The following is a 15,009-nucleotide window of genomic DNA, read 5'->3' on the forward strand; positions in this document are numbered from 1 at the left end:
CCGGGCCGAGCGCATGACGCCGCTGCTCAGCTCCCTGGTCGACCACCCGGGCGCCACCGACGCTGCCGTCGCCGTCCGGGTCGGGGACGACGCGCTCTCGCGCGGCGACCTGGTCGAGGCCTCCGGCCGGTTCGCCGCCGGCATCGCCTCGGACGGCCCCGTCGCGGTGCTGGCCGAGCCGTCGCTGGACACCGTGGTCGCCGTCGTCGGCTGCCTCGCCGCGGGCGTGCCGGTGGTCCCGGTCCCGCCGGACGCCGGCCCGACCGAGGTCGCGCACATCGTCAGCGACAGCCGCGCGGTGGCCTGGTCCGGCCCGACCCGTGACGGCGTCGACCTGCCCGTGGTCCACCCCGCCGCGAGCGCGAGCGCGAGCGCGACCGCCGGCGCCGGCGCCGGCGACCGGTCCGACACCGGTCGGCCGGCCCTGATCCTCTACACCTCGGGCACGACCGGGGCGCCCAAGGGCGTCGAGCTCAGCGCGGAGGCGATCGCCGCCGGCCTGGACGGGCTCGCCGAGGCCTGGGCCTGGACCGAGGAGGACCGGCTGGTGCACGGCCTGCCGCTCTTCCACACCCACGGCCTGATCCTGGGCACGCTCGGCCCGCTGCGCTTCGGTTCCCCGTTGCGCCACACCCGGCGGCCCACTGCCGCCGGGTACGCCGCCGCGGGCGGATCGTTGTACTTCGGCGTACCGACGGTGTGGGGGCGGGTCGCCGCCGACCCGCCGGCGGCCCGCGCGCTCTCCCGTGCCCGGCTGCTGGTCTCGGGCAGCGCGCCGCTGCCCGCCTCGGTGTTCGCCCGCCTCGCGGCGCTCACCGGCCACCGGCCCGTGGAGCGCTACGGCATGACCGAGACGATGATCACCCTCAGTGCGCGGGCCGACGGGGAGCGTCGGCCCGGCTGGGTGGGGGTCCCAGTCGGCGCCTCCGAGACCCGGATCGTCTCGGAGGAGACCGGGGAGCCGGTGCCGGCCGACGGTGAGTCGATCGGCAGCCTCGAGGTGCGTGGTCCCTCGCTGTTCGACGGCTACCTCGGCCGCCCCGAGGCGACCGCCGGCTCCTTCAGCAAGGACGGCTGGTTCGTCACCGGCGACATCGCGGCCCGGGATGCCGGCGGCTTCCACCGGATCGTGGGCCGCGCGTCGATCGACCTGATCAAGTCCGGCGGCTACCGGATCGGCAGCGGCGAGATCGAGTCGGTGCTGCTGGACCACCCCGCGGTCGCGGAGGTGGCCGTGGTCGGACTCCCCGACGCGGACCTCGGTCAGCGGGTGACGGCGTTCGTGGTGCCGGCCGCGGCTCCGGCGCCGGGGCTCGGTGGGGCGCTCGCGGACCTGGTCGCCGAGCGGCTCTCCTGGCACAAGCGGCCGCGCGAGGTGGTCTTCGTGGACACGCTGCCGCGCAACGCGATGGGCAAGGTCCAGAAGAAGCTGCTGCTCTGACGCGGTGGGGAGGACTGACACCGAGGTAGTTCTCCCCAGGATTCTCCACAGGTTGGGGAGAACTACATCGGTGTAACTCCTCCCCAGACTGTGGAAGAACCTGGGGAAAACCCGCCGAGCCGGGGGTCCGGGACATGCGAGACGGGGGCTTCCGACACGTGGTCGGAAGCCCCCGTCTGAATGGCTTGGTGCCCCGGCTCGCGGGTGCCTGAGGCCCGGCTCGCGGGGGCCTGGGGCCCGGCTCGGCCTACTCCCAGCGGGTGGCGAACGCGAAGCCGGTGGCCATGAACCCGATGCCGACGAAGAGGTTCTTCTGGCCCAGGTCGTTGAAGATCGGGATGTCGGCCGGGTCCTGGCCGGTCAGGAAGATGTAGTAGCAGCAGATCCAGACCAGGCCGAGCAGGAAGCAGCCGAGCATGCCGACCACGACGCCGCGGCCACGACCCAGCGGCGTGGACGGGTGGGCGGCGGCCAGCAGGCCCACGAAGAAGAGGCCGAAGCCGATCAGGTAGTTCCAGTTCTCCAGGTCCTGCATGAACCCGGGGCCGCCGGCGGCGTTCTCCTTGCCGGTGTCGAGGTTGATCGCACCCCAGCCGTCCTCGGGGCGCACACCGACGTAGGTGTAGAGGATCCAGGCGATGCCGAGCACCATGAGCGCGAGCGCGATCACGAACCGGGGCGTGAAGACCGGACCGCGATCGGGGTCGATGGAGGCCGAGCCTTCCTTGCGGATCTTCGGCAGGCGGGACGGCTTGGCCACGGGGAGACTCCTCGGCAGTACGGGGTGGTGCGGATCGGCGCGAGCGCCGCGCCTACCCTAGTCAGTATGACGGGTGTCCATGCCGAGGAGTCGCACGGCCACCGTTCGCCCGAGGCGAACCGGCGGGCTCACGTGTGGCGGATCGGCACCCCGGTCGTCGTGCTGCTCTCCGGAGCGCTCTTCGTGACCTCGGCCGTGGACAGCGAGGGCACCGACCTGCGGCCGGGTCGCTACACCGACCTCGCCGGCGTGGTCGAGGCCGACGCGGCCAGCTACCGGTCGCTGGAGGACCGGCGCCAGGCGCTCACCGACGAGGTCGAGGCGCTCACCAACGACATCGCCGACGCCGGCGTGGCCCGGGCCCAGGGCAAGGTGGCGGAGCTCAAGGACTCGGCCGGCCTCGAGCCGCGCCAGGGCCCCGGCGTCTCGGTGACCCTCTCCGACGCGCCCGAGGACGTCCTCGCCGCCGCGATCGACGCCGGCACCGACCTCAACCTCAACCGGCTCGTCGTGCACCAGCAGGACATCCAGGCCGTCGTCAACGCGCTCTGGCTGGGCGGTGCCAGCGCGGTGACCATCGCCGGTCAGCGGGTCGTCTCCACCACCGGCATCAAGTGCGAGGGCAACGCCGTCCAGCTCCAGGGAGTCCCCTACCCGCAGCCCTACGTGATCGAGGCGGTGGGCGACCCCGTCGACCTGGTCACCTCGATCGCGTCGGACCCGCTGGTCAGCGGCTACCGCGCGGACGCCGCGGACCCGACGATCGCCGTCGGCTGGGCGATGGACGTCGAGGACGAGGTGGTCGCACCGGCGTTCACCGGCGTCCACGAGATGCGGTACGCCGTACCGCTGCGCTGACCGCCCCGCAGCGCGCCCGACACCTCGCCCGACCCCTCGCCCGAGACCTCGCCTGAGACCCAGCCCGAGACCCAGCCCCGTCGGCACGTCCCGGAGGCGGAGGCCTCCGGGACGGCCCATGCCGTGGCCGCCGCGGTCAGTCCCGGGGCGGCGTGGTGGGCCAGAACCGCCGCCGGTCGCCGCCCTGGTCGCCCTGCGAAGGCCGGCTGGACGGATCCAGCGGGTCGCTGCCCTGCTGCACCTCGGTGCCGTCGGAGACGCCGTCGCCGTCGGTGTCCGGGTTCGTCGGGTCCGTGCCGGCGTCGACCTCGGCCTTGTCGTCGAGCCCGTCGCCGTCGGTGTCGGCCTTCTTCGGGTCGGTCCCGAGCTCGGCCTCCTGGTCGTCGGTCAGTCCGTCGCCGTCGCGGTCCTTCGGCTCCTCGTAGGTGGAGACGAAGATGACGACGTCCCAGCCCTGGTCGCGGGTCTGGTCGCCGCCGGGCACCTGGTCGACCACGGTGCCCTTCGGGTCGGTGGTCTCGCCGGAGTAGTCGCGGACGACGGGGTTGAAGCCGGCGTCCTCGATCGCGGCCTCGGCCTGCTTCTGGGGCAGACCGATGACGTCCGGCACCTCCTCGGGACCGTCGGAGATGCACAGCTCGACGCTGACGTCCTTGGCCACCGAGGTGCCGCCGCGGGGGGTCTGCTCGACCACGGTGCCCTGGGCGTCGTCGGCGTCGCAGGAGGTCTCGGAGATCTTGCGTCGCGCGACGCCGGCCTCCACCAGCTGGTTGATCGCGGCTGTCTTCTTCCTGCCGGTCACGTCGGGGAGCGGGAACTCCCCGGGCCCGGTGGAGACGGTCAGGTCGATCTCGGTCTCGGCGGCGACGTAGTCGCCGCCGTCCGGACTCTGCTCGCTCACCAGCCCGGCGTCGATGTTCTCGTCGTTGCGGAAGGTGACGTCGCCGATCAGCAGCCCGGCGTCGCCGATGGCGTCGCGGGCGTCGGCCTCCGTCATCCGGAACACGTCGGGCACCCGGACCTGCACCTCCCGCTCCGGGAAGAGCTTGGGCCACACCACGAACGCCGTGGCCAGCAGCGCGGCGAGCAGGACGCCGAGCAGGATCCACAGCGGGGCCTTGCTACGGCGGCCGTCGTCGTTCGGGGCCGGCGGCACCGGCGCGCGGACCGCGGTGTCGGCGTTCGGGTCGGGGGCCGGGGTCGGCACCGTCGGCGGCAGCACGACCGAGACCGGCCGGCCGGCCAGGTAGCGCTCGATGTCGGTGCGCATCGCGGCGGCCGACTGGTAGCGGTCCTCGACCCGCTTGGCCAGCGCCTTCATCACGATCGCGTCGATGTCGCGGGACAGGTCGGGGTCGTGCGTCGAGGGCGGGTCGGCCTGCTCGCGCACGTGCTGGTAGGCCACCGCGACCGGGGAGTCGCCGACGAACGGCGGCCGGCCGGTGAGCAGCTCGTAGAGCAGGCAGCCCGCGGAGTAGACGTCGGAGCGGGAGTCGACGGTCTCGCCGCGCGCCTGCTCGGGGGAGAGGTACTGGGCGGTGCCGACGACGGCCGCGGTCTGGGTCATCGAGGACGCGGCGTCGCTCATCGCGCGGGCGATGCCGAAGTCCATCACCTTCACGTCGCCGGCCTTGGTCAGCATGACGTTGCCCGGCTTGATGTCGCGGTGGATGATCCCGGCGCGGTGGCTGTAGTCCAGCGCGGAGAGCACGCCGCTGGTGATCTCCAGCGCCCGCTCGGGCAGGATCTTGCGGCCCTCGCGGAGCACGTCGCGCAGCGTCCGGCCCTCGACGTACTCCATCACGATGTAGGGCTGGATCGCGGTCCCGTCGGCGGAGGGCTCCTCGCCGGTGTCGTAGACGGCGACGATCGCGGGGTGGTTCAGCGACGCCGACGACTGGGCCTCGCGGCGGAACCGGGCCTGGAACGTCGCGTCGCTGGCGAGGTCGGTGCGGAGTCGCTTCACCGCGACCACGCGGCCGAGCCGGTCGTCGGTGCCCTTGCGGACCTCCGCCATGCCGCCGCGGCCGAGCAGCTCGCCGAGCTGGTAGCGACCGCCAACGGTGCTGGATTCGGTCGGTCCGGTGCTCATGGCTGAACACCCTCCTCTGCGCTGGTGCTCTCGGTGGTCGCGGCCGTCGTGGGCGCGGTGGTGGGCGGTGCCGTGGTCGGCGTCGTGGGCGCGGTGGTGGTCGGCGCCGCGCTGGTGGTCGGCGGCGGCGCGGCGCCCCAGTAGGTGACCGTGATCGTGTCGCCACGCTGCACGGTGCCCGAGGGGGTGACCGAGGTGACCACGCCGGCGGTCTGGGAGCCGTCGTTGGTCTGCTCCACCAGGGTGGGTCGCAGGCCGAGGGCGGAGAGCTCGCTCTCCACGGTCCGGACGTCCTCGCCGACGTAGTCGTCGGCGTTGATGGTGACCGAGGTGTCCTCCGTGGTCGCGCTCGTGGTCGGCTCGCTCGGCGTGGTCGGGGTGGTCTCGGTGGTGGGCGCTCTGGAGGCGGTCGTCGCCGGCGCCTCGGGCTCGTCGTCGCCGTCGCCGCCGAGCAGCAGGAAGGCGCCGAGCACCACGGCGAGGACGACCAGGATCACCGCGATCACGATGCCCCAGCGCACCCCGCCGTCGTCCTCCTCGGTGCCCTCGTAGGCCGCGACGGGGTCCAGGTGGCCCACGTCGGGCACCTCGCCGGTGCCGGGCGAGACCGGCGGCACGACCCCGGTCGCCGCCGGCATCACCGCGGTGGCGGGGTCCAGGACCGTGCCCGCGCCGGGCGGCGGCAGGAACCGGGAGGGGTCGCGCAGCGCGGCGGCGAACGCCGCGCCGTCCGGGAACCGGTCGCGAGGCTCCTTGGCCATCGCCCGGCGGACCACCGCGGCGAGGTCGGCCGGCACGGTGTCGGGGAGGTCGGGGACCGGCTTCTGCAGGTGCGCCAGGACGGTCGCCACCGGGGTCTCCGCCTCGAACGGCCGGTAGCCGGCCAGGCACTCGAAGGCGACGATGCCGAGGCTGTAGACGTCGGAGGCCGGCGTCGAGGTGGTGCCGCGGGCCTGCTCGGGGGAGAGGTACTGCGGGGTGCCCATCACCGCGCCGGTGCGGGTGATCGCCGTGCTGTCGCCGGCCCGGGCGATGCCGAAGTCGGTGATCTTGACCTGCCGTTCGGGCGTGATCAGCAGGTTGGCGGGCTTGATGTCGCGGTGCACGATGCCGGCCGCGTGGGCGACGGCGAGGCCGTCGGCGGTCTGTGCCATCAGGGTGCGGACGGCCTCGACGTCGAGGGTGCGGCCGGCGTCCTTGGCGCGGGCCAGCAGCGCCGAGAGCGGCTCGCCCTCGACGTACTCCATCACCAGGAACGGCGCGGACTCCTCGGGGTACGTCGCGCCCTCGGCGCTGTAGTCGAAGATGCCGGCGATGCCGGGGTGGTGCAGCGCGGCCGCGCTGCGGGCCTCGGTCTCGAAGCGGGTGCGGAAGGTGATGTCCTCGGCGTACTCGCTCTTGAGCACCTTCACCGCCACGGTCCGGCCGAGCCGCATGTCGGTGGCACGCCAGACCACGCCCATGCCGCCGGTGGCGATCTTGGCGTCGAGGCGGTACCGGTGGGCCGGGTCCGCGTAGCGCTCGGTCACTTCTCCATCACCGCTTCCATCACGGCCTTCGCGATCGGGCCGCCGAGCTGGCCGCCGGCGATCTGCTGGCCGGGGGCCTCCTGGATCATCACCGCGACCGCGACCTGCGCGTTCTCGGCGGGGGCGAAGGAGATGAACCACCCGTACGGCGGCGCGCCGGCGATGCCGCGCTCGGCGGTGCCGGTCTTGCCGGCGACGTCCACGCCGGGGATCGCCGCGGGCGAGGCGGTGCCGCCGTCGACGGTGTCGACCATCAGCTCGGCCAGCTGGCTCGCCGTGCTCGGGGAGATCGCCTCGCCCAGCTGGTCGGGGTCGGTGCTCTCCAGCGTCTGGTAGTCGGCGGTCTGCAGCTCCTCGACGGTGTAGGGCCGCATCAGGCCACCGCGGTTGCCGATCGCGGCCGCGACCATCGCCATCTGCAGCGGCGTCGCCTGGACCTCGAACTGGCCGAACCCGGTGCGGGCCGTCTCCGCGTCGTTCAGCTCGCGGGACTCGTCGGCACCGGGGTCGGTGACCGACGTCGGGTAGACCGACTCGACCTGGCCGGGCAGGTCCTCCAGGTACTCGCTGTTGAAGCCGAACGCCTCGGCCTGGGCACGCATCTTCTCCGGCCCCAGCTCGACCGCCATCCGGGCGAACGCGGTGTTGCAGGACTGCGCCATCGCGGTCCGGAACGGCACCTCGGCGGCGTCGCACAGGTAGCGGCCCTCGTTGTCGACGACGTTCTGCTCGCCGGTTGTCCCGGGCAGCTGGTAGGTCGCGCCGGAGGGCACGTTGTCGTCGACGGTGTAGAGGCCGTTCTCGATCGCCGCGGCCGCGGTGACCACCTTGAAGGTCGAGCCGGGGAAGAGCCGGGTCTGGATCGCGCGGTTGAGCAGCGGCTCGCTGTCGTCGGTGTCGAGCCGCTCGTAGGTGCGGGTGCGCTCGGTGGCGTTGTGGCTGGCCAGCTTGTTCGGGTCGTACGTCGGCAGCGACACCATCGCCAGCACCCGGCCCGTCTTGGGCTCGATGGCGACCACGGAGCCCTCGCCGTCGGGTCCGATCGTCTCCTGCAGCTTGTCGTAGGCGACCCGCTGGGCGCGCTGGTTGATGGCCAGGACGACGTTGCCGCCCTGGTTGCTGTCGCCCTGGAGCATGTCGACCAGCCGGTTCACGAACAGCCGGGGGTCCTCGCCGGAGAGGATGTCGTTCTGCGAGCGCTCGATCCCGGTCTGCGTGCCCAGCTGCAGGTAGCCGGTGAGCGGCGCGTAGAGGAACGGCTTGGGGTAGACCCGCAGGTACTTGAACTGGTCGTCGACCGGCTTGCTGCGCGCCACCGGGGCGCTGCCGGCCAGGATCAGGCCCCGCTCGCGGGCGAAGGAGGCCTCCGCGGAGCGGGCGTTGGCCGGGTCGCTGTTGTAGTCGTCGGCCTTCCAGAACTGCAGGTAGGTGACGTTCACCATCAGTGCCAGGAACAGCACCATGCAGAAGAGGGACACCGCGCGGATCGGCTTGTTCATCGCGGCACCACCTTCACGATCTGGGTGTTCATCTGGTCCAGCTCGCCGGTGGGGCTGGCGACCGCCGGCGCGGGGCGGCGGGCGTGGTCGGAGATCCGCAGCAGCAGCGCGATGATCACCCAGTTCGCGACCAGCGACGAGCCGCCGGCCGAGAGGAACGGCGTGGTCAGGCCGGTCAGCGGGACCAGCCGGGTGACGCCGCCGGTGACCACGAAGACCTGGATCGCGATGACCGTGCCGAGGCCGGTGGCGACCAGCTTGCCGAAGCCGTCCCGGGCGATCAGCGCCGCGCGCAGCGCCCGCTCGACGATCAGCCCGTACATCAGCAGCACCGCCATCACGGCGGTCAGGCCGAGCTCCTCGCCGATCACGGCCATGATGAAGTCGTTGTGCGCCTCGGGCACGCGCAGGTGCACGTTGTCCCCGGAGCCCAGGGTGAGCATGCCCTGGCCCAGTCCGCGGCCGATCATCCCGCCCCAGGAGAACGAGTAGATGCTCTGCACCAGCTGGTAGCCGTCGCCGTTGCGGTCCTCGAACGGGTCGAGCCAGATGTCGACCCGCTGCGTCACGTGGGGCACGAACACGTACGCCGCCACCGCGCCGCCGAGGAACATCAGCCCGCCGACCACCAGCCACCCGGGTCGTTCGGTGGCCACGTAGAGCATGACCAGGAAGAGCCCGAAGAAGAGCAGGCTGGAGCCGAGGTCCTTCTGCAGGACCAGGATCGCCAGGCTGACCCCCCACATGGTGAGGATCGGGCCCAGGTCGCGGCCGCGGGGCAGGTCGATGAAGAGGATCCGGCGCCCGGCCAGGGCGAGCGCGTCGCGGTGCTGCACCAGGTAGCTGGCGAACGCCAGGACCAGCAGCACCTTCGCGATCTCGCCGGGCTGGAAGCCGATCGGGCCGACCCGGATCCAGATCCGCGCGCCGTTCACCTCGTTGCCGATGCCGGGCAGCATCGGCAGCAGCAGGAGCACGATCGAGGCCAGCCCGAACGTGTAGGTGTAGCGCTGCAGGACGCGGTGGTCGCGGATCAGCACCAGCGTCGCCACGAACAGCCCGACGCCGAGGCTCATCCAGACCAGCTGGCGGCTCGCGTTGCCGGTGTCCACGGCCAGGTCGATGCGGTGGATGATCGCCAGACCGAGCCCGTTGAGGGCCGCCACGACCGGCAGCAGCACCGGGTCGGCGTACGGCGCGACGAGGCGGACCGTGACGTGGGCGGCGACGATCAGGGCGGTCAGCCAGCCGCCGTACCCGAGCAGGTTGGCGGGGACCTCCCCGTCCACGCCGAGGCCGACCGCGGCGTAGGCGCCGATGCCGACGGCGAGCGCCAGCACGAGCAGGAAGAGCTCCGCGCCCCGCCGTCGGCGGTGCGCGAAGCCGATCGGGGCCGAGTTCGTCGTCATCGTCGGCTCAGCCCTGGCCGGCCTGGTCGACGCTCGCGCCGGCCTCGGTGGGGGCCTCCGTGGTCGGCGCGGTCGGCGCGGACTCGGAGCCGGGCGGCTCGGTCGCGTCGGTCGTGGAGTCGGTCGGGAAGGTGGTCTCGTCGGAGTCGTCGCTGTCGTCGGCGGCGCCGCGCTCGGCGAGGTCGCGCACCATCTTCTCCGCGTTCTCGAGGTCGGAGGCGGCCTGGCCGTCCTCCACGCTGAGGCGGTCCACCTCGGAGAGGTCCTCCACCGCGAGGTCGCTGGTCTGGTAGACGCTGGAGAGCCCCGGGATGCCGCTGACGCCGCGGTAGATCGTCACGAAGCCGTCGGACTCCCCGACGTAGTACTGGCGCTGGGTCCACCAGTAGCCGGTGGCCAGCAGGCTCCACGCGAGGCCGGCGAGCACGGCGAGGGCCAGCAGGCGCCGCGCCCAGCCGTAGCGGCGCGGGGCGCGCGGGGCGTAGCGGTAGGCCTCGGGGTCGATCGGGTCGGCCTGGATGACGTGGTCGATGCCGGCGGGGATCTCCGCGTCGATCGGCTCCATCTCGCCGGTGTCGCCGGAGCGGTGCCCGCGGAACAGGGCGCGCGGCATCCGCCGCTTCAGCTCCGCCGCGGCGCCGACCACCTCGGGCTGCAGGGCGGCGAAGTGCGGGTCGGCGTCGGCCGCCTCGGCGGTGATCACCTCCGCGACGACGCAGGTCACGTTGTCGGAGCTGCCCGCGTCGAGGCTGGCGCGCACCATCTCGACGGCCGCGAACTCGGGCGTGCTGCCGCGCAGGATCCGGGCGATCCGGTCGTCCTCGAGGACGCCGCAGGCACCGTCGCTGCACAGGAAGAGCTGGTCGCCGGGGACCAGCTCGAGGGCGAACAGGTCGGGCTCGACCTCGTGCAGGCCGTCGAGGGCCTTGAGGATCAGGTTGCGGTGCGGGTGCACCCGGGCCTCGGCCTCGGTGATCCGGCCCTCGTCGATCAGGCTCTGCACCAGGGTGTGGTCGTTGGTGAGCTGGGAGAGCTCGCCGTCGCGCAGCAGGTAGGCGCGGGAGTCGCCAACGTGGCCGACGGCCAGCCGCTGGCCGTCGAAGAGGGCGACGGTGGCGGTCGTCGAGGTGCCGTTGAGCGCCGGGTCCTGGTCGACCTGGTGGCCGATCGAGTCGTGCGCGTCGTGCATCCCGTCGCTGAGGCGGGTCAGCAGGTCGATGTTGCTGGGCGGCTCGTCGAGCGTGCGCAGCTCGGTGATCGCGGTGCTGGAGGCGATGTCGCCGCGGGCGGCGCCGCCGACGCCGTCGCACACCGCGAGCAGCCAGGGGCCGGCGTACCCGGAGTCCTGGTTGTCCTTGCGCACCCGGCCGACGTCGGAGACGGCGTGGTACCGGAGCCGGAGCTGCCTGGGGGGAGCCGGCAGGGGCTCGGTCTGGCTCATCTACTTCCTCAGCTCCACGATCGTCTTACCGATCCGGACCTGCGAGCCCAGGCCGATCGGCACCGGCTGGGTGATCCGCTGGGTGCCCAGGTACGTGCCGTTGGTGGAGCCGAGGTCCTCGACGAGCCACTGGTCGTTGCTGTGCACGATCCGGGCGTGACGGGTCGACACGTAGTCGTCGTCGAGCTTGATGGCGGCGTCGTTGCCCCGACCGATCAGGATCGGCGCGTCGGCCAGGTCGGCGGTGATCCCCGAGTTCGGACCCTGGACCACGGCGACGTGGGTCGGCGTACCGCGCTTCTTGGGGGTGGCGGCCTTCTGCTTGGCCGCGCGCGGCTGCGGCGCGGCCGCGGCCGGGCTGGGCATCCGGGCGCCGAACATGTCGGAGCGGATCACCGAGACCGCGGAGAGGACGAAGATCCACAGGATCGCCAGGTACGCGATGCGCACCAGGAACAGGGTGAGCTCAGGCACCGCCGCCCCCCTGCTGGTTCTCGTGGTGCAGGCGCAGCACCAGGTCGGTGTGGCCGATCTGGACCCGGGAGCCGTCCCGGAGCACGGCGCGGGTGACCTTCTGGCCGTCGACGCGGATGCCGTTGGTGGAGCCCATGTCGTGCACCTCGATCTGCACCGGGCCCTGCCCGGTGCTGGACTGGCTGACCAGGAACTGCGCGTGCTGGCGGCTGACGCCGGGGTCGTTGATCCGCAGGTCGGCGTCGCTGCCGCGGCCGACGATCGCGCCGGGCGCGGAGAGCGGGTGCTGGGTGCCGTTGATCTCGAGCACGGCGCGGCTGGAGCGGCCGGTGGCGGCCGGGCCGTTCGGGTGGTGGCGGTCGGTGACCGAGGCCTCGGCCTTGCTCAGCACGCGGAACCGGCCGGTGCTCAGGTCCTCGGCACGATCGAAGTCGATCCGTACCGGGCCCGGGAAGACGTAGCCCTGCTGGTCGGCGTGGTCGCGGAGCTGGTCGCACAGCTCGTCGGCGAGGGTGCCGGTGTAGGCGGCCATCCGGTCCAGGTCCCCCGCGGAGAGCTCGACGTGGAAGGTGTTGGGCACGATCCGCCGCTCGCGGGAGATCACCTGCGCCTTGTTGTCCAGCTCCCGCTGGAGCGCGGCGGCGATCTCCACCGGCTGCACGGCGGAGCGGAAGGTCCGGGCGAAGATGCCCGAGATCGCCCGTTCGAGTCGCTCCTCGAAACGCTGAAGTCCTCCCACGGGTAGGCACCCCCTCTCAGAGCCCGACATCGGCGTCGGGTCGTTTGCTGCGTGCTGGAACGCCCCGGAGTGTGCCGTACGGCTCTGCACGGGGGCGGATCGGTCGCTCGATCGTATCGGGGTGGACCTCGCCGATCCGGCATCCCCGCCAACCGCGAGAGCCGCCCGCACCCCGACATGCGCCCCCGTTTTGAGTCCGGGGCCATCGCTGGGTTAGCCTTCAGGCGCTTCACCACACCAGCGCGAGTGGCGGAATAGGCAGACGCGCACGGTTCAGGTCCGTGTGTCCGAAAGGACGTGGGGGTTCAACTCCCCCCTCGCGCACAGCGAAACCCCCAGGGATGACCTGGGGGTTTCTTGTTTTTCCCGAGGAACTGTCGGCCCGTGGGGGCACGATGGGGGCACCAGCCTTACTCGGAAGGTGCTGGGCATGGCGTGGATCGAGAAGCGGAGGCGCTCCGACGGGGGCACGTCGGCGCGGGTGGTGTGGCGCCTGGGCGGGTTCCGCGAGGGCGCGCGGCAGGTGGAGACGTTCGCGGCCGGCTCCGACGAGCAGAACCTGCTGCGGGCCGAGGGGTTCCGCAAGATGGTCGACGCGGCGGGGCAGCGGTGGCCCGAGGGGTGGGTGAAGGGCGAGGGCTTCGTCCGTCCGGTTGCGTCGGCTGATCCGTTGCGGCCGACGCCGCGGTTCGACGACCTGGGGGAGGAGTACGTGCGGCAGATCGTCGACCTGTCGCCGGGGCAGCGGAAGCGCTACCTGGGGCACATTCGGGTGCTGGCTGAGCTGTCGGTGCGTGGGCGGTTGCTGTTCACGCGGCCGGTGTCGGCGATCGGCTCGGCCGACCTCAAGGAGTGGCTCATCGACTGGGACCGGTCCTTGAAGACCAAGGCGAACTACCACGGGCTCATCCACGGCGTCTTCGCGTACGCCGTCGACCAGGGCCACCTCGCGGCCAACCCCGCGATCGGCACGGCGCCGCGGATGTCGCGGGTGAAGCAGTCCCGGCCCGAGCTCCGGTTCCTCACCGAGGCCGAGTTGCGTCGGGCCGTTTCCTTGGCCGGCCCCTTCGGGGACCTGCTGACGGTGGCGGTCGGCACCGGCCTGCGCTTCGGCGAGCTCGGTGCCCTGTGGGTGGGTGATGTCGACCTCGAGCGCCGCACGATCCGGGTGACGAAGGCGTGGAAGCGCAACGGCGAGGCCGACGCCACCGAGATCCCTGGCTGGCTGGCCCGGCAGCTGACGGCCAAGCACACGATGCGTGAGCACCACCTCGGCGTACCGAAGACGGCGAAGTCGCGCCGCACCATCACCATCTCCCCGTCCTTGGTGACGGTGCTCCGGCCGCACGTCGAGGGCCGGGCTGCGGACGACTTCGTCTTCACCTCGAACAAGGGCTACCCGCTCCACAACGCCGACTTCGCCACCCACGTCTGGCGCAAGCTGATGAAGGCGCTGGAGGCCGAGGGCGTCCCACGTTTCCGCTTCCACGACCTCCGCCACACCCATGTGGCGTGGCTTGTCGCCGGCGGCGCCCCGCTCCCGCACATCCAGGCGCGGCTGGGGCACGAGTCGATCACCACCACCATTGACACCTACGGCCACCTGCTGCCGGTCGGTGACGAGCTGATCTCCGGGATCATCGACACCGCGCTGTCGGGAGAAACGATCCGACCCAAGGGGCAGGCGTGAACGCGGGCTTGTGGATTGCGCGCGCCGACGCCTGCGGGGCGCAGTGCCGCTCACCTAGAGTGGATGTCGTGACCGCGAACCGCGACGAGCTCATTCACCTGATCGAGGGCATGCCCGACGATCAGGTCGACGTGCTGCTCGCGGACGCCCGCAGGCTGAGCTCGTCGACGCCCAAGGGAACGTGGCCCCCGAAGTTCGCCGGCATGATCAAGGACGGTCCGGACGACGGCTCGTCGCCGGAGTACGTCGACTCGGTCCTCGCCCGCGGCTTCGGCAGCGAACAGCAGTGATCATCTGCGACACCGGCCCGCTGGTCGCGCTCGCAAACGTGAAGGATCGCTACTACGCGGTGGCGAACGACCTCTTCCGCACCTTGCACATGTCAGGTGAGGAGATCCTGCTGCCGGCCACCGTGATGGCCGAGGTCTGTTACTGGCTCAACGCACACGGCGGCCCCGAGGTGGAAGCCGCGTTCCTTGATGCCGTTGCCGAGGGCACGTTCACGCTGGTGGACCTGACCACCGCGGACGTCGAGCGCATGGCTTCGCTGGTGCGGGCGTACGCGTCGTTTCCTCTCGGCGGCACCGACGCGTCCGTGGCGGCGGTCGCGGAGCGCCTGGGCGTGTACGAGATCGCGACCTTTGATCGCCGCCACTTCCCGGCTCTCACGCCCGCGGCCGGTGGCCACTTCTCGCTGCTGCCCGAGGTGTTGACGTAGCGACTGGCCGCGGATTCCGGATTGCGTTGCGGAACCACTTGCTCCGTAACACAATCGATCGGGTCGGCGCGAGTGGAGGTGAGGTACGACCGAGGGCGTCTCGGAGTTCGACCTCGAGCACCCGGAGCCGGTGACGGTCCGTCGGAACGTAACCATCTCGGTGCGGTTTTCCGATGCCGAGATCGCCGAGCTGCGTGCACGGGCCGAGGCCGCCGGTGCCAAGGTCACCTCCTTCATCCGTGCGGCGGCACTGGAGGCGACCCAACCGATCGACCGCGCAGAGCTCGAGGCACTCGCTCGGGAAGTAGAAGACCGAGCGCACCGGATCGCGCAGATCGTCGGGCCCGGCACCTGAACGC

General features: G+C 72.1%; 14 protein-coding genes and 1 tRNA gene. 7 read left to right on the forward strand and 8 right to left on the reverse strand.

Annotated elements, in window-relative coordinates; genetic code table 11:
* Positions 1-13 precede the first annotated feature (13 nt).
* Positions 14-1,441, forward strand: a complete 1,428-nt coding sequence (locus E8D34_RS00870; RefSeq protein WP_136592679.1) for an AMP-binding protein — start codon at positions 14-16, stop codon at positions 1,439-1,441.
* Positions 1,442-1,688: 247 nt separating this feature from the next.
* On the opposite strand, the gene E8D34_RS00875 is transcribed toward E8D34_RS00870, so the two are convergent.
* Complete coding sequence (locus E8D34_RS00875) at positions 1,689-2,201, reverse strand: cell division protein CrgA (protein WP_240771013.1); 513 nt, start codon at positions 2,199-2,201, stop codon at positions 1,689-1,691.
* A gap of 66 nt (positions 2,202-2,267) precedes the next feature.
* Between E8D34_RS00875 and E8D34_RS00880 the strand changes: the two genes are divergently transcribed.
* Positions 2,268-3,059 (forward strand): DUF881 domain-containing protein, encoded by a 792-nt coding sequence (locus E8D34_RS00880; RefSeq protein WP_136592680.1) that lies wholly within the window; start codon positions 2,268-2,270, stop codon positions 3,057-3,059.
* A 136-nt stretch (positions 3,060-3,195) separates the two neighbouring features.
* Here the strand turns inward: E8D34_RS00880 and pknB are convergent, their stop codons facing one another.
* Genes pknB through E8D34_RS00915 form a run of 7 tightly spaced genes read right to left on the reverse strand, consistent with a single transcriptional unit; the run spans position 3,196 to position 12,242 of the window.
* A complete protein-coding gene (gene pknB / locus E8D34_RS00885; RefSeq protein ID WP_136592681.1) occupies positions 3,196-5,151 on the reverse strand; it encodes a Stk1 family PASTA domain-containing Ser/Thr kinase in 1,956 nt (651 codons plus the stop codon).
* On the reverse strand, positions 5,148-6,680 hold the full coding sequence (locus E8D34_RS00890; protein ID WP_136592682.1) for a serine/threonine-protein kinase: 1,533 nt from the start codon (positions 6,678-6,680) through the stop codon (positions 5,148-5,150). Before E8D34_RS00890 ends, pknB begins: the two co-directional genes overlap by 4 nt.
* Positions 6,677-8,179 (reverse strand): penicillin-binding protein 2, encoded by a 1,503-nt coding sequence (locus tag E8D34_RS00895; RefSeq protein ID WP_136592683.1) that lies wholly within the window; start codon positions 8,177-8,179, stop codon positions 6,677-6,679. The genes E8D34_RS00890 and E8D34_RS00895 overlap by 4 nt, the downstream gene beginning before the upstream one ends.
* Positions 8,176-9,588: an FtsW/RodA/SpoVE family cell cycle protein gene (locus tag E8D34_RS00900; protein WP_136592684.1), complete on the reverse strand. Its 1,413-nt coding sequence runs from the start codon at positions 9,586-9,588 to the stop codon at positions 8,176-8,178. The genes E8D34_RS00895 and E8D34_RS00900 overlap by 4 nt, the downstream gene beginning before the upstream one ends.
* A 7-nt stretch (positions 9,589-9,595) precedes the next feature.
* Positions 9,596-11,029 carry a protein phosphatase 2C domain-containing protein gene (locus E8D34_RS00905; protein ID WP_136592685.1) on the reverse strand — a complete coding sequence of 478 codons (1,434 nt, stop codon included), beginning with the start codon at positions 11,027-11,029 and terminating at the stop codon, positions 9,596-9,598.
* Positions 11,030-11,503: an FHA domain-containing protein gene (locus tag E8D34_RS00910; protein ID WP_136592686.1), complete on the reverse strand. Its 474-nt coding sequence runs from the start codon at positions 11,501-11,503 to the stop codon at positions 11,030-11,032.
* Positions 11,496-12,242 (reverse strand): DUF3662 and FHA domain-containing protein, encoded by a 747-nt coding sequence (locus tag E8D34_RS00915; protein WP_136592687.1) that lies wholly within the window; start codon positions 12,240-12,242, stop codon positions 11,496-11,498. The genes E8D34_RS00910 and E8D34_RS00915 overlap by 8 nt, the downstream gene beginning before the upstream one ends.
* A gap of 240 nt (positions 12,243-12,482) precedes the next feature.
* Here E8D34_RS00915 and E8D34_RS00920 point away from each other — a divergent pair.
* From E8D34_RS00920 to E8D34_RS00940, 5 genes are all read left to right on the forward strand, one after another.
* Positions 12,483-12,566, forward strand: a tRNA-Leu gene (locus tag E8D34_RS00920).
* A gap of 106 nt (positions 12,567-12,672) precedes the next feature.
* Positions 12,673-13,932, forward strand: coding sequence for a site-specific integrase (locus E8D34_RS00925; RefSeq protein WP_136592688.1), 1,260 nt, complete (start codon positions 12,673-12,675; stop codon positions 13,930-13,932).
* A gap of 68 nt (positions 13,933-14,000) precedes the next feature.
* Entirely contained in the window at positions 14,001-14,222 is a 222-nt protein-coding gene (locus tag E8D34_RS00930) for a hypothetical protein (RefSeq protein ID WP_136592689.1), read from the forward strand.
* Complete coding sequence (locus E8D34_RS00935; protein WP_136592690.1) at positions 14,219-14,650, forward strand: PIN domain-containing protein; 432 nt, start codon at positions 14,219-14,221, stop codon at positions 14,648-14,650. Before E8D34_RS00930 ends, E8D34_RS00935 begins: the two co-directional genes overlap by 4 nt.
* Positions 14,651-14,780: 130 nt before the next feature.
* Entirely contained in the window at positions 14,781-15,005 is a 225-nt protein-coding gene (locus E8D34_RS00940) for a hypothetical protein (RefSeq protein WP_136592691.1), read from the forward strand.
* The last annotated feature ends 4 nt before the right edge of the window (positions 15,006-15,009 follow it).

Origin of the sequence: Nocardioides sp. GY 10113 (assembly GCF_004919105.1) — a bacterium.
GTDB lineage: Bacteria > Actinomycetota > Actinomycetes > Propionibacteriales > Nocardioidaceae > Nocardioides.

What these genes read in the sequence shown, in the direction of transcription:
- E8D34_RS00870 (WP_136592679.1), top strand. Translation starts at nt 14, where the DNA reads ATGACGCCGCTGCTCAGCTCCCTGGTCGACCACCCGGGCGCCACCGAC.
- E8D34_RS00880 (WP_136592680.1), top strand. Translation starts at nt 2,268, where the DNA reads ATGACGGGTGTCCATGCCGAGGAGTCGCACGGCCACCGTTCGCCCGAG.
- pknB (WP_136592681.1), bottom strand. Translation starts at nt 5,151, where the DNA reads ATGAGCACCGGACCGACCGAATCCAGCACCGTTGGCGGTCGCTACCAG.
- E8D34_RS00895 (WP_136592683.1), bottom strand. Translation starts at nt 8,179, where the DNA reads ATGAACAAGCCGATCCGCGCGGTGTCCCTCTTCTGCATGGTGCTGTTC.
- E8D34_RS00900 (WP_136592684.1), bottom strand. Translation starts at nt 9,588, where the DNA reads ATGACGACGAACTCGGCCCCGATCGGCTTCGCGCACCGCCGACGGCGG.
- E8D34_RS00905 (WP_136592685.1), bottom strand. Translation starts at nt 11,029, where the DNA reads ATGAGCCAGACCGAGCCCCTGCCGGCTCCCCCCAGGCAGCTCCGGCTC.
- E8D34_RS00925 (WP_136592688.1), top strand. Translation starts at nt 12,673, where the DNA reads ATGGCGTGGATCGAGAAGCGGAGGCGCTCCGACGGGGGCACGTCGGCG.